Origin of the sequence: Synechocystis sp. CACIAM 05 (genome assembly GCF_010222815.1) — a bacterium.
In the GTDB taxonomy this organism is placed as follows: Bacteria; Cyanobacteriota; Cyanobacteriia; order Cyanobacteriales; family Microcystaceae; genus Synechocystis.
Genome location: NZ_CP019225.1, coordinates 2,190,433 through 2,211,441 on the forward strand (window position 1 = coordinate 2,190,433; position 21,009 = coordinate 2,211,441).

Genomic DNA, 21,009 nt, shown 5'->3' on the forward strand with positions numbered 1-21,009 from the left:
CCCGGAAGAATTTGCTTTGCCCCTGTGTTTGATTTGCCGTGTTTAATTTTTTGACCGTTCTCCCCTCTCCTCCCAAGGTATTGCTTAATTTTTGGGTCCTGACCAGTTTGCTGATTGCCGTTTGGATTGCGGTGCCGGTGATTTTTGTTTTTCTAGGCATTTTTTCCTGGCAGGGGGAAATTTTCAGTCACCTCTGGGCAACGGTGCTGGGGGAATATATCCGTAACTCTTTGGCCCTGATGCTGGGGGTGGGAGCCGGAGTTTTCGTGTTAGGGGTGGGCACCGCTTGGCTTGTGACCATGTGTCGATTTCCGGGTTGCCGCTGGCTAGAATGGGCTTTGTTGTTGCCCCTGTCCGCCCCGGCCTATTTGTTGGCCTACGGTTATAGCAATCTTTTGGACTTTTACGGCCCCGTACAGACCCTACTACGCTCCATCTTCGGTTGGCAATCCGCCCCTGAGTATTGGTTTCCCCAGATCCGTTCCCTTTGGGGGGCGATCGCCATTTTGGCGTTGGTGTCCTATCCCTACGTTTACCTGTTGGCCCGCATTGCTTTTTTAGAACAGGGAGTTTGCACCTTAGAAGCTAGTCGTTCCCTGGGTTGTAATCCTTGGCAAAGTTTCAGTCGGGTGGCTTTACCCCTGGCTCGACCGGCGATCGCCGCTGGCTTGGCGTTGGTGATGATGGAGACTCTGAACGATTTTGGCACAGTGCAATATTTTGGCGTTAATACCTTCACCACAGGTATTTATTCCACCTGGTTCGGCTTTGGGGAAAGGCAAGGGGCCACCCAACTGGCCGCCTTTTTAATGATTTTTGTCTTCTTGTTAGTAGTGCTGGAACGCTGGTCCCGCCGGCAAGCCAAGTTTTATCAATCCAGCAGTCCCCACCAAAATCTCCCCCGTTATCAACTCCGGGGCCTAAGGGCGATCGGGGCATTAGCTTTTTGTCTTTTTCCTTTCCTACTGGGCTTTTTAATTCCCGCCAGTTATCTTTTATATCTCACCGTTTCCTATGCCCAGGAGGTCCGTAACAATAACTTCTTTCAACTGGCTTCCCACAGTTTAATTCTCTCCTTCCTCACCGCGGCGATTGCCTTAGTAATTGGCTTAATCCTGGTTTATGGCCAAAGGTTGAGCCGTCAACCCCTCACTTCCTTTGCCGTCAAAGTTGCTTCCATGGGCTATGCCATCCCTGGTTCTGTCATTGCGGTGGGGGTGCTGATTCCAGCGGGCAACTTTGACAATTGGCTGGCTGATTGGTGGGAAAACATGTGGGGCGTAAAAATTGGTCTTCTGCTGAGTGGTACCATTGCCATCCTGGTCTACGCCTATCTGGTCAGGTTTTTGGCTGTGGCCCTGGGTTCCTTGGAAGGCAGTTTGGGCAAAATTAAACCCACTTTGGACGATGCAGCCCGTAGCTTGGGCAAAAGCCCCAGCCAAATTCTCTGGCAAGTACACACTCCCCTCATGACTGGCGGTCTGCTCACCGCTGTGATGTTAGTATTCGTGGATGTCATGAAGGAATTGCCCGCTACCTTGGTAATTCGCCCCTTTAACTTTGACACCCTCGCCATCCGAGTTTACCAATATGCCTCCGATGAAAGACTGATTGAAGCCGCTGCCCCAGCCCTGACCATTATTCTGGCGGGGATGTTGCCGGTAATTTTCCTGAGCGTGCAAATTGCCCGTTCTCGCCCCAGCGAAGGATAAATTTGCTGGATAATCCGTTCAAAATCCGTTTGATTTCGACCTTTTGCCCATGAAATTGTTATTTGTTTGTTTAGGTAACATTTGTCGATCGCCAGCGGCGGAAAATATCATGAACGCCCAGATTGACCAAGCAGGCTTGGGGGCAAAAATTGTTTGCGACTCTGCCGGTACTTCCAGCTACCATGTGGGAGATTCCCCGGATCGCCGCATGACAGAAAGCTTGAAAAAACGGGGTTATCGGGTACAGGGAAGAGCTAGACAGTTTTTTCCCGAAGATTTTGCAGAATTTGACCTAATTTTAGCCATGGACGGGGATAATTACCGCAATATTCTAGCCCAGGATCCAGCAGGGCAATATCACCATAAGGTAAAAATGATCTGCGATTACACCGAAAAATTTGGCGATCGGGAAGTTCCCGACCCCTATTATGGCGGGCAGGCTGGTTTTGAGCATGTGATTGATTTGCTAGAAGATGCCTGCGGTAATTTGCTCACTAGCTTGGGCAAAGAATTGGTTAATTAGCAAGCGGTTGTTGAACCAAAGGGTTATTTTTACCTGTGTTTAACAGTTGGAGGGATATGGGTGAGGCCCATTGTGGTGTTGCCAGCCCTGCTGGTATGGCTCCTGTGGGGGGTAAAATTAGCAAGCTTTTCCCAATTTTCCCTTAATGGCATGAGTTCTCCCTCTTCCATACATCGTGAAGTCATCGGCATTGACATTGGTGGTTCTTCCATTAAGTTTGGCCGGTTCCTGAGCAATGGAGATTGCACCGAGTCCTTAGTTTTGCCCACCCCCCAACCGGCTTTACCCAAGGCAGTTTATGCTCAGTTGGCCCATGGTATTGACCTGTTGAAAAATTCAGCTTGTGTGGCGATCGGTGTTGGTATGCCGGGCCCAGCGGATGCAGCAGGGCGGGTGGCCCAGTTGGCGATTAATTTACCCCAGTGGCATGATATTCCCTTGGCGGATTGGTTGGAAGACTATGGACAGTTGCCGACGGTATTGGAGAATGATGCCAATTGTGCTGGCTTGGGGGAAGCTTGGCTCGGAGCGGGAAGGGATTATCGTAATTTTATTTTGCTTACCCTGGGCACAGGGGTGGGGGGAGCAGTGTTTTTAAATGGCAAATTGTTTACGGGGCCCCAAGGAGCTGGGGGGGAATTGGGACTAATTTCCATTGAAACGGAAGGCTATCCTTGCAACAGCGGCAATCGGGGTTCTTTGGAGCAACATGCTTCTGCCCAAACCCTACGGCGGGAAATGAACTTGACAGGCCTGGAATTGGCCCAATTGGCCGCCAAGGGGGATGCGGAGGCGATTGCCTATTGGGAAAAGTTTGGCCAGCGTTTGGGCATGGGCATTGCGAACTTAATCTACGTACTGACCCCAGAGGCGGTAATTATTGGAGGGGGTCTGAGCGCCAGTTCCAGTTACTTTTTTCCCTCCATGACATCGGAAATCGAGGAAAGGGTACTACTGCCTTCCCGTCGGGGATTAAAAATTTTGGTGGCCCAATTAGGTAACCGAGCAGGCATGATTGGTGCGGCCCGCCTAGCCTGGCAAAAGTTGGTTTATCGCACTGACGGACCTTGAACTACTTGAACTATACGAGGAACTAACGACCGCGAATTTTCGACCTCTGCTTACGAATTGCCAGCCAAGTGAAACTCCTCAAGCCAAAGACATAGGCCGTTAAGCCCACCCCAGCCCCTGCCACCAACGATCCCACAAATAGGGCGATCGCCGCATCGCCACCATACTTTAGTAACTCGGCTGACTGCCAATCTAATTCGCTGAAGGGGATGCCTTCCCGTTGCAACAGCAATAGCCCCAGACGATAGTTAAACCAGTAAATTGGTACGTAGGTAAGGGGGTTGCTAATCCAAGTGGCCCCCGCCGCCACAATCTTATTGCCTCGTAGGGGAATGGCCAGCACCAAGGCGATCGCCGTTTGCAGACCGAAAAAGGGAAACATCCCAGCAAAGGAACCCACGGCCAAACCCCGGGCCAAGGCATGGGGAGTACTCTGTAGTCGTAATAGCTTGACGTATAGATAGCGGATTTGTCTTTGCCACAGGCGCCAGTGGCCGGCTTTACGGGGGGGAGTCAAGTTAACCAAGGTGCTTGAGGGGGGTAAGGAGTGGGGAAGATTATCAGTTATTTTAACTAAGATGTTGCTAAATTCCCCATTCCTAAACCGGTCCGGGGCAGAAACCCAATCTTCCATTGCCCCACTAATCGACGCCATAACGCCATTGACTAAGCTTTTCCCGCACTGATGGGTCTAATTTGTGCACCCAGCCCCGTTGCTTTTCCCCCAAGGGTTTACCCTTTGGCGATCGCCGTTGACTCTTTTTGCCGTACTGTTTAGCCTGTTGGCGAACTCGAGCTCGACTTTGATCCACCTCCTGGGCCAGAAGATGGGCCGACATCCATTCTGCACCGTAACCCACCACGGTTAATTGCTGAGCGCGATCGGAGGTGGCGACAATTACCCGACCGGGATACTCATAGGTGTGACGGCGATAATGGGCACAACGCTTTTCAATGAACGTATCGGCAGTCTGGAGCCAGGCAGTGTAGTGGATGGAAAGGTGGGGGCTGGGATGCTCTTGGCTAGCAGGGCTTTGTTGGTACTGAGCATCGAAAACCACTTGGGTTTGATAGCCTTGGTGACTGCTGTAGCTAATCAGTTCATCAATTAGGGTTTGCCGGGCCATCTCCAGCCCAAAGCGTTCACGGGTTTGTTTCAGGTGATTCCATTGGCCGATGATGTTGTAACCATCTACCAGTAGTAGTGCGTTGTAAGTGGGGGGCTTCATGGTGCAAGGAGAAGATCATAGATTGCGGATATGCAGAAAAATCAAAATAATCGACACACCAAAGCCGGGCTCTGACCCAGAAAAAGTTCCCTGGCGATCGCCTTAGCGTTGTGATCGGTCAAAAATGAACGAATCTAGATTTTAACAAAATTTACAAAAATTAAATTTTTCTCCCATAACTCAGCCAATCACATTAGCCAGGCAAAAAGCTCACCAACGGTGACTTGGAAATCTTCAGCAAAGGCTGGAACTGGTATAACTTCAGGTGCTTCATCAACGATCTGGACCTGCTTATCGGGCCGATAAACCAGTAGGGTTTGCTCCTTTGGATCTACGAGCCAGCCCATCTGGGTTCCATGCTCCAGACAGTACAAAATATTTTTAATTACTCGTACTGGACTTTGGTCAGGGGAAAGAATTTCAATAGTCCAATCAGGGGCCAAGTCAAATAGGTCCGCAATTTCTCCTGAATGATCACGGGGAATGCGGTCTTGGGTAAACACAGCAATGTCCGGCACAATGGAGCGATCGCCAAAGGTACAGCGCAGTTCCGAAAGAGCTAATGCCCGCCTTTGGGGACTGAAGACTCGATTTAAATTTGCCGATAATAAGCTTTGCAGGAGGCTATGCTTACCTTTGGGCATCGGCTTTTTTCGAATAGTACCATTAATGTATTCCTGGGCAGGTTTAGTCTCCGGCAATACCATGAATTCTGCTAAGGATAGTGTCTTTACTGGAGTAGTAACCATAGCTAGGCTTCTTCAGGAAAATGGCCAATCCATCCAACTCACCATACCAATCTAAGACCCACTGCCTTGGCCCGGTAATATACAGCAGTTGACATCATTGAGACAAACCTTGCCCCATTGCAGGGCCCAGCGCACCAACTCTACCCGGTTTTCCGTGTTGGTCTTGGTCAAAATATTACTGACATGGTTATCCACTGTTCTTTTACTGATCTCTAAACGCTCTGACACCTCTTGGTTGGTCAGGCCGATCGCCACTAGGTCTAAAATTTCCAATTCACGATCCGATAGGGACGCAGGGGGTTGATAGTTCCCGGCCAGCATGGGTGATTATCCTCAGGTATATTTACTCAGTCGGTAGACTATATTCTATGGTAATCCCCCCGTCAAGCCTAACTTTGACCGAAAATCACTGCTCCGGTAAAAACATTAACTTGCGGATAGTTTCATGTGGATGAACAGATTTAAACAGATTTAAATTGAATATTGGCAAACAAACGAATAAAAAAGAAGACCCCAGGGGCCTTCCCAGCTCGAAAGCTGTCAAAAGTCGATCAAAAGTTGGAATAATGGCGGGGCCAGTTACCAGACCTAAAGGATCTAGTAAGCTAAGCCCATACTGCGGGTGGTTTCGGCACCCAAATAAACTCGGATACTTAAAAAGTCTGTGGGACAGGCGGTCTCACAACGTTTGCAACCAACACAATCCTCGGTTCTAGGGGAGGAGGCGATCTGAGCGGCTTTACAACCATCCCAGGGCACCATTTCTAGAACATCGAGGGGGCAAGCCCGGACGCATTGGGTACAACCAATACAGGTATCGTAAATTTTTACACTATGAGACATTGACTATCGGCTCCTTAACCGAGGGTTCTCCGTAAAGTCGAAAAAAATAATATTGTCAGGATTATGGGCTAGTTTACCCCACACCTGAATTTCCTTTCGGAAAAAACGCCATAACTTCAAATTCTGTTACATCTTTAGAGTGACTTTGATCTTGTAACCAAGAAAAACCGCTTCAACAGAGCTTAAAGCAAAGGTAAAGCGAATCTAAACCATAGAAAAAAACCTGGGTGTGAACAAAAGTTAGACTGGCGGCGATCGCCACTGGCTTACCCGCAACTTAGAAAAAGTTAGGAAAAATTAATCTTTTCTGCGGGCCCGACCGGAAAAATCCCTGCTAGATTATTGTCTGTAAAGACTATCTGGGTAGTATGAACACTTTTCCCTGGCTGACCACGATCATCCTTTTGCCGATTGTGGCGGCTTTATTCATTCCCATTATCCCCGACAAGGACGGTAAAACTGTTAGATGGTATTCCCTGGCGGTGGGGCTAGTTGACTTTGCCCTGATCGTTTATGCCTTCTACAGTGGTTTTGACCTGAGCGAACCGGGATTGCAATTGGTGGAAAGCTACACTTGGCTACCCCAGATTGATCTCAAATGGTCGGTGGGGGCCGATGGCCTTTCCATGCCGTTGATCATTCTCACCGGTTTTATCACCACCTTGGCCACCATGGCCGCCTGGCCGGTGACTCTGAAGCCAAAGCTATTTTATTTCCTGATGTTGCTCATGTACGGTGGGCAAATTGCCGTGTTTGCGGTGCAGGATATTTTGCTCTTTTTCCTAGTCTGGGAATTGGAGTTGGTGCCTGTGTATCTAATTCTCTCCATCTGGGGCGGCAAAAAACGCCTCTACGCCGCAACGAAATTTATTCTCTACACTGCGGGGGGGTCTTTATTCATCCTGCTGGCAGGGCTGACTCTGGCTTTCTACGGTGACGTTAATACCTTTGATATGTCGGCGATCGCCGCTAAGGACATCCCCGTTAACCTGCAATTATTGCTATACGCTGGCTTTTTAATTGCCTACGGCGTTAAGTTGCCCATTTTTCCCCTCCATACCTGGTTACCCGATGCCCACGGGGAAGCCACTGCGCCGGCCCACATGTTGCTGGCGGGAATTCTGCTGAAAATGGGAGGCTATGCCCTACTGCGGATGAATGTGGGGATGCTGCCCGATGCCCATGCCGTATTTGCCCCGGTGTTGGTAATTCTTGGGGTGGTGAACATTATTTATGCTGCTTTCACCTCCTTTGCCCAACGAAATCTGAAGCGAAAAATTGCCTATTCTTCCATTTCCCACATGGGTTTTGTCCTGATCGGTTTAGCCTCCTTCACCGACCTGGGCATGAGTGGGGCCATGTTACAAATGATTTCCCACGGTTTGATTGGGGCCAGTCTGTTTTTTATGGTGGGAGCTACCTATGACCGGACCCATACCCTGATGCTGGATGAAATGGGGGGCATTGGCCAAAAGATGAAAAAAGGTTTTGCCATGTGGACAGCCTGTTCCCTTGCTTCCCTGGCTCTACCGGGCATGAGTGGCTTTGTGGCGGAATTAATGGTGTTTGTGGGTTTTGCCACCAGCGATGCTTATAACCTAGTTTTCCGCACCATTGTGGTTGTCCTCATGGGAGTTGGGGTAATTTTGACCCCCATTTATCTGCTCTCCATGCTCCGGGAAATGCTTTACGGTCCCGAAAACGAGGAGTTGGTAAATCACACCAATCTGGTAGACTTGGAACCTCGGGAAGTTTTCATTATTGGTTGTCTGCTCGTGCCCATCATTGGCATTGGTTTCTATCCCAAGCTCATTACCCAGATTTACGATCCCACCATTAATCAATTGGTGCAAACCGCCCGGCGATCTGTGCCGAGTTTGGTCCAACAGGCTAACCTTTCACCCTTGGAAGTCACTGCTTTACGGGCCCCCACCATTGGTTTTTAAGTCGACCAAGAAAAAGGGTAGTTAAACACAGTTAACTCACTTAATTGTTGGTATTTATCTACCCTCTTCTAGTTGAATTTGTATTCGATTGAAGTTAGTTAAGATTTTATTAAGATAACTCGCCGTAAAAATAAATACTGTTACAGTTGAAAAATAATTAACCATCAACCTATATCCAATGACTTTGGACAAGCTTGGGTCGGCCTTTTTGCTAGGTATTGCTTTGGCAAGCTTGGGCGTTCCTGCCTTTGCCCGGGGAATTTCTACCCTCAGGGCAGCAGATCCCAATACTCGTATTAATGTGAGAACTCAGCCCACTATCAAATCCAGTGCTCCTCAGTATGGACTACCCGGTGACAAAGTTGAAGTCATCAAGTGTGTTCAAGATAAGGACACCCAAAATAGTGATTTGAATTGGTGTGAAGTTAAATTTGTTAAATCGAAAGCTATCGGTTGGATACGCAGTGACTTTATTATTTTTGCTGACGGAGGCGAATAGCTTCGCAGAAGATATACCTTAAACACTTGTCATAATTCACAAAATTTTGCACTGCAAAACAACAATGAAAAAATCCTCTAGAACTGTTTCTGCACTGATTCTATCTATATCAGGGGCGATCGCCTGGTGTTTACCAAGTTTTGCAGCTATTCCCCTGTTTAATGCCACTTGCCCCGGAGAAATTGAAGTTCATGCTGATCAGGGCGGACCTATTTTTATCAACGGGAAAAAAGCTCAGTTAATTGTTAAAAAGCCTACATATTATGAGGCGAAATTGTCCCAAGGTGCTAATTCTGACGTCGTCATTTCAGTGGCTATTAATGAAGACGATACGGTAATTGTTAGCTATACGGGTAAAAGAGGTGCAAATGGTATTTGCACTGTCAAAGAAGACTAGAATCCTATAATTTATAGAAAAATTTTAATACCCGACTGTTTTTAATTTAGTACAATTAAATTTTGCCGGTCTTAGAAATATAAACTGCTAAGCTAAGCTGGAGATTATCGTGCGCCGAAAAATGTAATGAACGGTTAAGGTCGCTGCAGACTCTTATTTTTCCTGTCTATGATAGTCTTGCATTTGCACTCCTTGAATCAAGTTTATGTTAGGCTGGGCGCAGATTAGTTAAGCGTTTTCAGCCAGTTTTCCAAATTTTTTGGACCCCTTCACAACAAACCTAAACCTATGAAAAACTTCCCCGCAATGGTTGGTGGCAGCTTGATAGTTGGCTCCTTTGTTCTTTTTGGCGGAGCTATGCCCGGTATGGCCCAGGAAGTGGAATGCGAAGCCTATGAAGAAGATGGCATGGGCGTTGCGGTTTGCACTGATGATGATGGTAATACCGCCGTCAGTGTCACGGATGAAGAAGGCAATCAAGTCACCATTGTGGAAGATGAGGAAGGCAACGAATATAAGGAAATTATCGAAGTGGAACAGTAGGATTGCAGAAATTTTTGTGAAAGTAACTTGTTGCCTCTTGGTCTAAAAACCGTTGGCAACACTTTACTTTTTCCCTTAAGTTAGCCCCAGTAAAGCTCAGGCAATACCGGGGTATTTTCTTGATGTTTTCTAAAACCATTGGAAAAAGGGAACAGAGAATTGTTGCAAAGACAGTAAGTGAAAACGTTTTTTTTGTTTTGCTAACTCTCGGCTATTTGCTGTGTTATAACCCCAATCTGCCAGAAATAAACTGGTTTGCTCTAGGGCAGGCTGATTCGCAACGGTCTCCAGAGTGCTCAACATATCCTCCACAAACCAAAGGCGATCGCCGTCACATTGATGTTTGACTAGCAACTGTTCCAGGGTCTTAAATTTAGGCTGTTTAATTTCCTTGCCAATAATTTGCTCCAGGGGGAAATCTACTTTCTGATTTTGGAGCAACTGTTGCACAAAGCGCCCCTCCTTGGTAGTGACAATGTAAAGCCATTGGGGGTAGGGGGATTCTAGCCAATGATTTAACTGCCCAATTACCCCCGGATAAAAATGATGGAGTTCCAGCCAATGGGCCAAATCGTTGTGAATGTAATTATCCCGCACCTGGTCTAGGGCGGCAGCTAGTTGGGATTTGCCGATTTCTTCTTGGCGTTGTAGAGTCTGGGCAACGGTGGACCATGCTGCCTCAATAGCGGCTGGTTCTACCCCAGTAGCCAAAGCTTTGAGTAGTAGGGGCATTTCCCACCCCGTTTCAATCACCGGCCTAAGGAAGTAAAAGTTATCCCTTTGGCGATCGAGCTTCTCCCGCGGTAGATCTGGCCAAATTTGTCGACAAACTTGACAACTAGTTTGAAAATATTCCTGCAAACCGTCGCAGAGCACACCATCAAAATCCAGGACTAGCAAATGGGGAAATTTTTCCATAGATTCAAAGGGTGACATTTAAAACTGCATTATCAGTCATGTTTTTCCGGTCCTGGTATCAATCCCGATTTTTTTGATACAGTCCATTTTGCTTAGCCTTGGGAATGCCTAAGGGACTGCCAAACAGGGCCATTCAATCAAGTTCTCCTACATAAAAGTTAACAAAGCCCCTGTAGCGTTCCGAAACGTTCTACCCTAGATGCTGATTCACTTTTTTATGATGAACCTTTAAATAAGCCTTGGCCGGGCGGCTTTTTCCCTCGTTTTAAGGCGATCGCAATTTTGTTAATGGGAGATAATGAAATCCAATGAGTGTTAAGGCAAGTGGTGGCAGCTCACTAGCGCGACCCCAACTCTACCAAACCGTTCCCGTCTCCGCTATCAGCCAAGCAGAGCAACAGGATCGCTTCCTAGAAGGGTCAGAACTAAACGAGTTAACAGCGTATTTTCAGTCCGGTGCCCTGCGTCTAGAGATTGCAGAGACCCTAACCCAAAATGCCGACTTGATCGTCTCTAGGGCCGCCAATCGAATTTTCACCGGCGGTTCCCCCCTCTCCTACCTGGAAAAGCCCGTTGAGCGTCAACCTGCTTTGGTGGGTGCTTCCAGCGATAGTCGCAATGGCAGTGTTACCTATGCTGAAAGCAACGGAAGCGGTGGTCTCTTTGGGGGACTCCGTTCTGTTTTTAGCAGTACTGGCCCCATTCCCCCTGGTTTCCGTCCCATTAACATTGCCCGGTACGGTCCCAGCAATATGCAAAAATCCCTCCGGGACATGTCCTGGTTTTTGCGCTACACCACCTATGCCATTGTGGCCGGGGACCCCAACATCATTGTGGTCAATACCAGGGGTTTGAAGGAAGTCATTGAAAATGCCTGTTCCATCGATGCCACCATTGTCGCCATCCAGGAAATGCGGGCTGCTTCCGCTGACTATTTCCGGGCCAATGCCCAGGCTAAAGAGATTGTCCTGCAATACTTCGACATTCTCCTGAGCGAGTTTAAAGCACCTACCCCGGCCAACAAGGTACGCCAAGGGCCCTCCAATGACATTCAGGGTTTGGAACTGCCCCAGAGCTACTTCAATGCCTCCGCTAAACGGCAGAAATATGCCATGAAGCCCGGCTTATCAGCCCTGGAAAAAAATGCGGTCATCAAAGCGGCCTACCGGCAAATTTTTGAGCGCGACATTACCAAAGCCTACAGCCAATCCATTTCTTATCTGGAATCCCAGGTACGCAATGGCGACATTTCCATGAAGGAATTTGTCCGTCGTTTGGCTAAATCTCCCCTCTACCGCAAGCAATTCTTTGAACCCTTCATCAACAGCAGGGCTCTAGAATTAGCTTTCCGCCATATCCTTGGTCGGGGACCCAGCTCCCGGGAAGAAGTGCAAAAATACTTTTCCATCGTTTCTAGTGGTGGCCTTCCCGCCCTGGTGGATGCGTTGGTCGATTCCCAGGAATACGCCGATTACTTTGGGGAAGAAACAGTGCCCTATCTGCGGGGTCTAGGGGTAGAAGCCCAGGAATGCCGCAACTGGGGGATGCAACAAGATCTCTTTAGCTACAGCGCTCCTTTCCGCAAAGTTCCCCAGTTCATCACCACCTTTGCCCAGTACGATCGCCCGTTACCGGATCAACACGTCTATGGTTCCGGCAACGATCCCCTGGAAATTCAATTTGGGGCCATTTTCCCGAAAGAAACCCGCAATCCTAGCAAACGACCTGCTCCCTTTAACAAAGACACCAAACGGATTCTCATCCACCGAGGCCCGGCGGTTAATAACCAAGTAGGCAATCCCAGCGCAGTGGGCGAATTTCCCGGTAGCCTGGGGGCAAAAGTGTTCCGTCTCAATGGCGGTTTACCCGGTGCCAAAGTGGGCAAAAATACCGGCACCAGCGTCAAATTTGGTGAAAGCTCCACCCAGGCTTTGATTCGGGCTGCCTACCGTCAAGTGTTTGGTCGGGATCTGTACGAAGGGCAACGGCTCTCCGTGGCGGAAATTCAACTGGAAAATGGCGACATTAGCGTGCGGGAATTTATCAAGCGTCTAGCTAAATCGGAACTGTTCCTCAAGCTTTACTGGGCTCCCCACTATGTCTGTAAGGCGATCGAATATATGCACCGTCGCCTGCTGGGTCGTCCCACCTACGGCCGCCAGGAAATGAATCAATATTTCGACATTGCTTCTAAACAGGGTTTCTATGCTGTGGTGGAAGCGATGATTGATAGCAAAGAATACAGCGATGCCTTTGGGGAAGACACCGTTCCCTACGAGCGTTACCTCACCCCCGGTGGTCTACAAATGCGTTCCGCCCGGGTTGGTTCCCTGCGGGAAGACATTGGTCAACGGGTGGATAAGGAAGTTACTCCCCGCTTTGTGGAATTGGGCCAGGTTTCGGCCATCCGCACTGAGCCGGAAATTGCCTACCGCAGCAACCAAGGGGTTACCCGTCAACGGCAACAAACCAAAGTCTTTAAGCTGGTGTCCACCTACGATAAGGTTGCGGTTAAAAATGCCATCCGGGCCGCCTACCGTCAGGTGTTTGAGCGGGATTTGGAACCTTACATCATCAATTCCGAGTTCACTGCCCTGGAAAGTAAGCTCAGCAACAATGAAATTAATGTTAAGGAATTCATTGAAGGTTTAGGCACTTCCGAGCTCTATATGAAGGAGTTCTATGCCCCCTATCCCAACACCAAAGTGATTGAAATGGGTACCAAGCACTTCCTCGGTCGGGCTCCCCTCAATCAAAAGGAAATCCAGCAGTATAACCAAATTTTGGCCAGCCAAGGGCTAAAGGCCTTCATCGGGGCTATGGTCAACGGCATGGAATATCTGCAAACCTTTGGTGAAGATACGGTGCCCTACCGTCGTTTCCCCACCCTACCGGCGGCTAACTTCCCCAATACGGAACGGCTTTATAACAAGCTCACCAAACAGGATAAGGAGTTAGTGGTTCCCAGCTTTACCCCAGTAGTAAAAGTGGGTGGTTAGGTTGCGGTTGTTTAAAGCTTAGCTATTCCTGATTGGTTGATTGATTGTTCTGAACCTAGCTAGTATTCAACACTGGCTAGGTTTTTTATTGTGGAGAAGACAATAATTCCTATATTTGGTAGGTTTTTGACTCCAGCCGAAGATGGGAGAAGTGGACAAAACCTGACAAAAATTCTCAGAAGTTAATTTTTAGGGCAATGCCATTGGCTATGCTGAGAGGAGCGGTCATGCTTATCGATCGCCGGTTTGATTTTCCCCATTGCCTTATTTTCTATGGCCCACCCGTTGTATGTCGCTTTTGTTTGGCATCAACACCAGCCTTGCTATCAGTCCTATGGCATGGTGGGCAATGGCCATGGATATTATCAATTACCCTGGGTGCGGTTACATGGCACTAGGGATTACGGAGGGTTGATTAAGTTATGGGCCCGTTACCCTTCCCTGCATCAGACAGTTAGCTTCACTCCTTGTTTGCTAGCCCAATTGGAGGATTATGCCCAGGGTTTGGCCATCGATCGCCATTTAGCCCTCGCCCTGAGCCCAGTGGAAAAGTTAAGCCTAGAGCAAAAGGTGGAAATTCTGACCACTTTTTTTGAGGCTAATCCCCGCACACAAATTTTTCCCCAGCATCGGTATCAACAGTTATACGAGCAACGTCAAAGGCAAGGGATAGACTGGTGTATATCCCATTGGCAACCCCAGGATTTTAGTGATCTGTTGGCCTGGCATAATCTGATTTGGTTTGATGCCCTCACCATCGCAGAAGATCGAGATGTGCGGGATTGGTATTTTCGGCAAAAATCCTTTACCCTCGGCGATCGCCAAAGAATTATTAGTAAGCAACGGCAAATTATCCAGGGAATTATTCCCCTCCATCGCCAGCTACAAGAATCTGGGCAACTGGAAATTATCACTAGTCCCTACGGCCACCCAATTTTGCCCCTTTTAGCGGATACCAACATTGCCCGCACTATACAAGCGGCCCTCGCCCTACCGGACCCCCGTTTTTGTTGGTCGGAGGACGGAATCAGGCAATTGCAACAGGGTAAGCAATACTATCGGAGCACCTTTGGCCGGGAATCCCGGGGTTTATGGCCGCCCGGACTGGCGGTTAGTCCTGCCATGTTGCAAACAGTGGCCCAACTCCGTTTTGAATGGTTATGTGCCGATGAATTCGTCCTGGCCCAGAGTTTGAGTACTAGTGCTGAACGGTCTGTGTGGTTGAACTCGGTCTATCGAGTGCCCACGGAGGACGGGGAGTTGGCCATGGTGTTTCGGGACCAACAACTGTCGGATTTGATTAGTTTCCAATACGGCCGTTACTCTCCATCCCAGGCGGCCCAGGATTTAATCGAGCGACTTTTGGCCCGCAGACAACCCCAAGAAACTTCCCAACCTAGATTAGTGACCATTGCCCTGGAAGGAGACGTTACCTGGAACAGTTATGAAGATAATGGCTTTACCTTTTTGCAACAGTTTTATCAACAGTGTGAAAATTTGAGCCGCCAAGGTCTGCTGCAGTTGGTGACGGTGTCTGAATTCGTTGATCAGTTTCCTCCCACTAGAGTGATAGCTGGGTACAATGGCATCCCTAGTCCCTTAGTAGGCTCCTGGAATCGGGGCAATTTCAGTAAATGGATCGGTCAACCCAGCCAAAACCAGGCTTGGGATTACTTAATTGACGCCAGGCAAGCCTTAGCAAGTCATCCTGAAGCCACAGAGGAAAATAATCCTGAAGCTTGGCAGGCTCTCTACGGGGCAGAAAGCTCCGATTGGTTTGAGGCTTTTGGCCAAGGTCATTCTCCCCAAACCCTCAATTCTGAAGCCCTATTCCGGCAACATTTGATCCGGCTCTACCATGCCCTTAACGAAACTCCGCCCGGTTATTTGCACCATCCCTTAATTGATCAAAATGGCGATCGCCCGTTGGGCGGTTATCTCTATCCCCACTGGGATAATTTAACTAATTTAATTCCTTGGCAGGTGGCTAATGGTCTGGCGGTGCAAGAGGGCAAGGAATTCGTGCAAAAAATTTACTATGGTCACGATCGCCAACGGTTGATCCTGCGGTTTGATTTCCATCGCTTTTTGCCGGAATTGATCCCAGATGAACTCCATTTAGCTTGGTACTATCCCTATCTGCCCCATGGCCATGCCCCCCTGGCGATCGCCTCTTTGCCAGACCAAGGGCCGCTAAATTACTATTTCCATCATCACTGCCGCATTAATCTGCATCATCTCCAAAGTCATCACGACATTGCAGTGGGCCTTAACCGTTGGCAACCCCATCCCCAACGGCCTAAATTAGTTCATCAAGGACAAACCCTGGTGGTGGTAATTCCCATGACTGCTTTGCCCGAAACTAGGCCGGAGAGCCTACATCTACTGTTGTTGCTGGCCCAGCAAGGGGAATTTGAAGCTAATTTATCCGGGGACAATTTAGTGCAATGGCCTTTGCATTAGCCGACCTTTGTTGATTACCTGATTACCATCACTTCTAAACCACCGTATTCCTTTTCCTGGCTTCCTTATAGGAAGTGCCAATGCTCCTCAGCCCCGTCCTGACCAATTGTTGTTCCAACAGGGCAAAAAAACGACGGCGATCGCCGCCCCGCACCACGGCCTGATTATGGGCTTCCGCTAGGGCCACGGGATAACCAAAACCCTTTTCTATCTGACTAAGGACAATGGCTAAGGATTGATCGAGCAACTCCGAATCCTCCGCTAGCCAAACGGGAAATTCCACCCTTGCTACCTCCGAACTGCCTTGGACATAGCAAAAACAAACCCGTTGTTCTGGGGCATAGGCTTCCAAAATGCGGGCATTACTGCGCCAAATCGGCCCCCGTTGTCCAGGGGATAGAAACTCCTTCCACAGATTGCTATCCCGCAGCGGGTCAAAAATTTGACAGGGGGTTTTCCGTTCCTCCGCCTGACAACCTTCGCAATGGCTGACACAATTGGGGCTTTCGTGGGGACAAGCCTGGAGCCGCAAAAGATTAATCGATTCCACACTCCTGGGGGCACTGATGTAACTGATCAGGGGAATGCGGGCCTGACGTAACGTTTCCCACGCGGCCAAAATTGGCTCCAGAATTTGGTTCCGTGCTTCCTGGGGTAAATTTTCCAAAAACCAATAAATTAGCGAACCATCCACCATGGCCAGGTTGGGGTCGCTGTGGGGCCCTGGGGGGCTCACCCAACGGCAGGCTAGTGCTGATAACCGTTCCGCTTCCAATACAGTGCGGCGATGGCCCAACCATTCCTCGGTGCGAATACCCCAACGGCGGGAAGCGTATAGATCCTCGGGACGGTAATAAACCTCCGGCACACTGTCCAATAGGGGATGTAAATTTTGCCCATAGTGGAGCATCACCCGGCCAATGTTGAGCAGGTAACAATAGGCAATTTCGTGGTGAGAGGGGGCAATTTGGGAACCATCCGTGGCAAACACACTATGGTTAACCGGGGCCTCCCCAATGTTTACCCTTGTATCCAATGGCTCCAGAGGTTTGGCCACCGCAAAAAAGAGGCGATCGCCCCATTCTGTCAGGGTGTTGAGCAAATAGGATTGACGCTGTTGAGCTTGGAAAAATAATTCCTTAGCCCTTTCTAGCCGTTGATGGCCAGCAGTGGCTTCCTGACGGAAATGTTGCCCCAGGGCCGGCATTTGGCCAGCTAACTTGGTGATATCAAGCATAGAGGAGGCAAAATTAGGATCTATGGAGTCTAGATTTAGTAGAAGAAAATTGCTCCCGTGGGTTGCAAGTTAATGGAGCGGTGGCCGTAAAAACGTTCCTCTATATTGACATCACCTTTGGTTACAGTGATCACTGCCACATTATCAGCCCCTACCATTTGGGTGCGGGCATCAACGGGAACAGTAAATTTAAGCAAAAAGGATTGTTCTGGAGTGCTGGGGGTGGCATTTTCGGGATAGACCATGATGTAGGCATTATCGCCAAAGTTTTCGAGCAGAACTGTTTCCCCTGGAGCTACCGAAGCCGGGGGGAATGATTCCAAGTTAGAAATGTCATAGTCCAAAGCCACATCTGTTTTATTAACCAACTTAACCTTGACCGGCTTTTTGGGGTCAAATCTACCGACGGGCTGCCAAAAGCCCGGCTGATAGGTGGTGGCAGGGGGATCCTGGGCTTCGGCTATGGTGGCGTAAAGGGCTGGAGTTAGACCAACAAAGGCCATGGTCAGTAAAGAAAGGGAAGCGGTCAGAGGACGAATATTCGGCATAGATAAATTCCTCGATGTAAGTTTGGTAAAGTTTTTCTATCAAATCACCAAAATCAGTTCCAGCACAATTATCGGGGTCAATTTTAACCCCGGTCCAGAAAATCGGCGATAATCTCCCCTGGGTCGGTTTTTGACTGGGGAAAGAAGAGAAACACGGCCTGTGCTAGTATCTAAGGCATGAATTTTCGTGAAGTTAATTATAACAGTCAGTATTTTGCGGCTGGCTAGGTGTTTAGGAGTGGCAACAGCATCATGACGAGCCATCAGCTCAACGGGCAACGGAGTTACCTTCAGCCGATCCGCATCGGGGTGATTGGGGTGGGCAATATGGGACAGCACCATACCAGAGTCCTGAGCCTGATGAAGGATGTGGAGTTTGTGGGTATTGCCGATGTCAATGTGGAACGGGGCCTAGACACCGCCAGTAAGTATCGGGTGCATTTTTTTGAAGATTATCAGGAGATGTTGCCCCATGTGGATGCGGTTTGTGTGGCGGTTCCCACTAGGCTCCATCACGATGTGGGCATGAATTGTTTGCAAAATAATGTCCATACTCTGATTGAAAAACCCATTGCCGCTAGCATTGCTGAAGCGGAATCCCTGGTTAATGCCGCCGCCGATGCCAATTGCATTCTCCAAGTGGGGCACATTGAACGCTTCAACCCGGCATTTTTAGAACTGACCAAAATTCTCAAAACGGAAGAGTTATTGGCGATCGAAGCCCATCGCATGAGTCCCTATTCCCAGCGGGCCAATGATGTCTCCGTGGTATTGGATTTGATGATCCATGACATCGACCTGTTGCTGGAATTGGTGGGTTCGGAAGTGGTTAAACTGTCCGCCAGTGGCAGTCGGGCTTCTGGGTCAGGATATTTGGATTATGTCACCGCTACGTTAGGCTTCTCCTCCGGCATTGTGGCCACCCTCACCGCCAGTAAGGTCACCCATCGTAAAATTCGTTCCATCGCCGCCCACTGCAAAAATTCCCTCACTGAAGCGGATTTTCTCAATAACGAAATTCTTATCCATCGCCAAACCACCGCTGATTGGAGCGCGGACTATGGCCAGGTATTGTATCGCCAGGATGGTCTAATCGAAAAGGTTTACACCAGTAATATTGAACCCCTCCACGCTGAATTAGAGCATTTTATCCATTGTGTTAGGGGAGGTGATCAACCCTCAGTGGGGGGAGAGCAAGCTCTGAAGGCTTTAAAGCTGGCTAGTTTAATCGAGGAAATGGCCCTGGACAGTCAGGAATGGCATGGGGGGGAAGTTGTGACAGAATGTCAAGATGCCACCCTGGCCCTCAGTGCTAGTGTTTAAATCAACTTAATTAATGCAATTATTGCGAGTTCAAACTCGATAACTTTGTGAAATATTACTGTTGAATTAATCTATGACTATTCAATACACCCCCCTGGCCGATCGCCTGTTGGCCTACCTCGCCGCTGATCGCCTAAATCTCAACGCCCAGAGTAGTTCCCTCAACACCAGTATTCTGCTCAGCAGTGACCTATTCAATCAGGAAGGGGGAATTGTAACAGCCAACTATGGCTTTGATGGTTATATGGGAATTCCCGGTATGGATGGCACCGATGCCGAATCCCAACAGATTGCCTTTGACAACAATGTGGCCTGGAATAACCTGGGGGATTTGTCCACCACCACCCAACGGGCCTACACTTCGGCTATTAGCACAGACACAGTGCAGAGTGTTTATGGCGTTAATCTGGAAAAAAACGATAACATTCCCATTGTTTTTGCGTGGCCCATTTTTCCCACCACCCTTAATCCCACAGATTTTCAGGTAATGCTTAACACGGGGGAAATTGTCACCCCGGCGGTCGCCTCTTTGATTCCCAACAGTGAATACAACGAACGGCAAACGGTAGTAATTACGGGCAATTTTGGTAATCGTTTAACCCCTGGCACGGAGGGAGCAATCTATCCCGTTTCCGTAGGCACTGTTCTCGATGGCACCCCTTTAGAAATGGTGGGACCCAACGGCCCGGTCAGTGCGGTGGGTATTACCATTGATAGTCTCAACCCCTACGTGGCCGGCAATGGTCCCAAAATTGTCGCCGCTAAGTTAGACCGCTTCAGTGACCTGGGGGAAGGGGCTCCCCTCTGGTTAGCCACCAATCAAAATAACAGTGGCGGGGGATTTATATGGAGACCAAGCCCAATTTCGTTTGCGAATTTACACCAGCGCCGGTTTTTCCCCCGATGGCATTGCCAGTTTACTACCCACAGAATTTGAACGGTATTTTCAACTCCAGGCAGAAGATATTACGGGACGGACAGTTATCCTAACCCAAACTGGTGTTGATTATGAAATTCCCGGCTTTGGTCTGGTGCAGGTTTTGGGGCTGGCGGATTTGGCCGGGGTTCAGGACAGCTATGACCTGACTTACATCGAAGATCATGACAACTATTACGACATTATCCTCAAAGGGGACGAAGCCGCAGTTCGCCAAATTAAGAGGGTTGCTTTGCCCTCCGAAGGGGATTATTCGGCGGTTTATAATCCCGGTGGCCCCGGCAATGATCCAGAGAATGGTCCCCCAGGGCCTTTTACTGTGCCCAGTAGTCCCCAGGTAATTGAGGTAACGGATACCATCGGCCAGCCCACCAAAGTCTCCTATGTGGAAGTGGATGGCCCCGTATTGCGTAATCCCTTCAGTGGTACTCCCATTGGGCAAGAGGTGGGTTTAGCGGTTAAAGATCTGGCCACAGGTCATGAAATTTATCAGTACACTGACCCAGATGGGAATGTATTTTATGCTTCCTTTGCTGCCGCTGATGACCAAGCCACGGATTTAACCACGGCGATCGCCGATCCCACGGCCATCGATTTAATTGATGCCAGGGGATTTACGGCGGGTAGTTCCGTCACCGTATCGGGTTCCTACAGTCGGGAAGCCTTTTTTGATGGATCCATGGGTTTTTATCGACTTCTGGACGATAACGGTGCAGTGCTAGATCCCTTAACAGGTGGTGTGATCAACCCAGGACAGGTAGGTTATCAAGAAGCAGCTTTGGCAGATAGCAATCGTTTGCAAGCCACTGGCTCCACCCTAACGGCAGAAGACCTAGAAACCAGAGCATTTTCCTTGAATATTTTGGGTGGCGAGTTGTATGCGCCATTTTTAACGGTTAATGACAGTCTTTCCGGCATTAATCAGACTTATTTTGCTTTTGGGTCGGCCAACCCAGATGGCATCAGCCACAGCACAAACTTGGGCCCCAACGTGATTGGTTTTGAAGATTTTCTCGGCGGAGGAGACCTAGATTTCGACGACATCATTGTCAGATTTACGCTGACTTAGCTC

At 48.9% G+C, this 21,009-nt stretch carries 20 protein-coding genes; 12 read left to right on the forward strand and 8 right to left on the reverse strand.

The genetic code is table 11. From position 1 onward, the window contains the following. Nucleotides 1-38 precede the first annotated feature (38 nt). From BWK47_RS10400 to BWK47_RS10410, 3 genes are all read left to right on the forward strand, one after another. The gene (locus BWK47_RS10400) at nt 39-1,712 is read left to right on the forward strand and encodes an ABC transporter permease (protein WP_010873259.1); all 1,674 of its coding nucleotides are present in this window, start codon (nt 39-41) and stop codon (nt 1,710-1,712) included. Nucleotides 1,713-1,761: 49 nt separating this feature from the next. Next, nucleotides 1,762-2,235 (forward strand): low molecular weight protein-tyrosine-phosphatase, encoded by a 474-nt coding sequence (locus BWK47_RS10405; RefSeq protein WP_010873260.1) that lies wholly within the window; start codon nt 1,762-1,764, stop codon nt 2,233-2,235. Between the two features lie 87 nt (nt 2,236-2,322). Next, a complete protein-coding gene (locus BWK47_RS10410) occupies nt 2,323-3,306 on the forward strand; it encodes an ROK family protein (RefSeq protein WP_162329677.1) in 984 nt (327 codons plus the stop codon). A gap of 22 nt (nt 3,307-3,328) precedes the next feature. Here the strand turns inward: BWK47_RS10410 and BWK47_RS10415 are convergent, their stop codons facing one another. From BWK47_RS10415 to psaC, 5 genes are all read right to left on the reverse strand, one after another. Beyond that, the gene (locus BWK47_RS10415; RefSeq protein ID WP_237269601.1) at nt 3,329-3,832 is read right to left on the reverse strand and encodes a DUF2062 domain-containing protein; all 504 of its coding nucleotides are present in this window, start codon (nt 3,830-3,832) and stop codon (nt 3,329-3,331) included. 115 nt (nt 3,833-3,947) lie between these two features. Continuing rightward, nucleotides 3,948-4,535 (reverse strand): NYN domain-containing protein, encoded by a 588-nt coding sequence (locus BWK47_RS10420; RefSeq protein WP_162328581.1) that lies wholly within the window; start codon nt 4,533-4,535, stop codon nt 3,948-3,950. A 188-nt stretch (nt 4,536-4,723) separates the two neighbouring features. Continuing rightward, nucleotides 4,724-5,284 (reverse strand): Uma2 family endonuclease, encoded by a 561-nt coding sequence (locus tag BWK47_RS10425; RefSeq protein WP_162328582.1) that lies wholly within the window; start codon nt 5,282-5,284, stop codon nt 4,724-4,726. A gap of 51 nt (nt 5,285-5,335) precedes the next feature. Beyond that, nucleotides 5,336-5,605: a helix-turn-helix domain-containing protein gene (locus tag BWK47_RS10430; RefSeq protein ID WP_010873265.1), complete on the reverse strand. Its 270-nt coding sequence runs from the start codon at nt 5,603-5,605 to the stop codon at nt 5,336-5,338. Between the two features lie 276 nt (nt 5,606-5,881). After that, on the reverse strand, nt 5,882-6,127 hold the full coding sequence (psaC, locus tag BWK47_RS10435) for a photosystem I iron-sulfur center protein PsaC (RefSeq protein ID WP_002764973.1): 246 nt from the start codon (nt 6,125-6,127) through the stop codon (nt 5,882-5,884). A 368-nt stretch (nt 6,128-6,495) separates the two neighbouring features. Between psaC and BWK47_RS10440 the strand changes: the two genes are divergently transcribed. The 4 genes from BWK47_RS10440 to BWK47_RS10455 all read left to right on the forward strand — a co-directional run bounded on the left by BWK47_RS10440 (nt 6,496) and on the right by BWK47_RS10455 (nt 9,512). Beyond that, nucleotides 6,496-8,073, forward strand: a complete 1,578-nt coding sequence (locus BWK47_RS10440; protein ID WP_162328583.1) for an NAD(P)H-quinone oxidoreductase subunit 4 — start codon at nt 6,496-6,498, stop codon at nt 8,071-8,073. A 178-nt stretch (nt 8,074-8,251) separates the two neighbouring features. Continuing rightward, on the forward strand, nt 8,252-8,572 hold the full coding sequence (locus tag BWK47_RS10445; protein WP_162328584.1) for an SH3 domain-containing protein: 321 nt from the start codon (nt 8,252-8,254) through the stop codon (nt 8,570-8,572). Nucleotides 8,573-8,636: 64 nt separating this feature from the next. Beyond that, nucleotides 8,637-8,969 (forward strand): hypothetical protein, encoded by a 333-nt coding sequence (locus BWK47_RS10450; protein ID WP_162328585.1) that lies wholly within the window; start codon nt 8,637-8,639, stop codon nt 8,967-8,969. A 288-nt stretch (nt 8,970-9,257) separates the two neighbouring features. Then, complete coding sequence (locus tag BWK47_RS10455) at nt 9,258-9,512, forward strand: hypothetical protein (protein WP_162328586.1); 255 nt, start codon at nt 9,258-9,260, stop codon at nt 9,510-9,512. A gap of 129 nt (nt 9,513-9,641) precedes the next feature. Here the strand turns inward: BWK47_RS10455 and BWK47_RS10460 are convergent, their stop codons facing one another. Next, nucleotides 9,642-10,430 carry an HAD family hydrolase gene (locus tag BWK47_RS10460; protein ID WP_237269602.1) on the reverse strand — a complete coding sequence of 263 codons (789 nt, stop codon included), beginning with the start codon at nt 10,428-10,430 and terminating at the stop codon, nt 9,642-9,644. Nucleotides 10,431-10,738: 308 nt separating this feature from the next. Between BWK47_RS10460 and BWK47_RS10465 the strand changes: the two genes are divergently transcribed. Beyond that, nucleotides 10,739-13,429 carry a phycobilisome rod-core linker polypeptide gene (locus BWK47_RS10465; RefSeq protein WP_162328588.1) on the forward strand — a complete coding sequence of 897 codons (2,691 nt, stop codon included), beginning with the start codon at nt 10,739-10,741 and terminating at the stop codon, nt 13,427-13,429. 273 nt (nt 13,430-13,702) lie between these two features. After that, a complete protein-coding gene (locus tag BWK47_RS10470; RefSeq protein WP_162328589.1) occupies nt 13,703-15,892 on the forward strand; it encodes a hypothetical protein in 2,190 nt (729 codons plus the stop codon). A gap of 34 nt (nt 15,893-15,926) precedes the next feature. Here BWK47_RS10470 and BWK47_RS10475 read toward each other — a convergent pair whose 3' ends face one another. Both BWK47_RS10475 and BWK47_RS10480 read right to left on the reverse strand, forming a co-directional pair. Further along, a complete protein-coding gene (locus BWK47_RS10475) occupies nt 15,927-17,129 on the reverse strand; it encodes a DNA double-strand break repair nuclease NurA (RefSeq protein WP_162328590.1) in 1,203 nt (400 codons plus the stop codon). A 35-nt stretch (nt 17,130-17,164) separates the two neighbouring features. After that, nucleotides 17,165-17,677, reverse strand: coding sequence for a hypothetical protein (locus tag BWK47_RS10480; protein WP_162328591.1), 513 nt, complete (start codon nt 17,675-17,677; stop codon nt 17,165-17,167). 252 nt (nt 17,678-17,929) lie between these two features. On the opposite strand from BWK47_RS10480, the gene BWK47_RS10485 reads away from it, so the two are divergent. The 3 genes from BWK47_RS10485 to BWK47_RS17110 all read left to right on the forward strand — a co-directional run bounded on the left by BWK47_RS10485 (nt 17,930) and on the right by BWK47_RS17110 (nt 21,006). Beyond that, a complete protein-coding gene (locus BWK47_RS10485) occupies nt 17,930-19,000 on the forward strand; it encodes a Gfo/Idh/MocA family protein (protein ID WP_162328592.1) in 1,071 nt (356 codons plus the stop codon). A gap of 73 nt (nt 19,001-19,073) precedes the next feature. Beyond that, nucleotides 19,074-19,937 carry a hypothetical protein gene (locus BWK47_RS17105; RefSeq protein WP_237269603.1) on the forward strand — a complete coding sequence of 288 codons (864 nt, stop codon included), beginning with the start codon at nt 19,074-19,076 and terminating at the stop codon, nt 19,935-19,937. Beyond that, entirely contained in the window at nt 19,831-21,006 is a 1,176-nt protein-coding gene (locus BWK47_RS17110; RefSeq protein WP_237269604.1) for a DUF4114 domain-containing protein, read from the forward strand. Before BWK47_RS17105 ends, BWK47_RS17110 begins: the two co-directional genes overlap by 107 nt. Nucleotides 21,007-21,009: the final 3 nt, after the last annotated feature.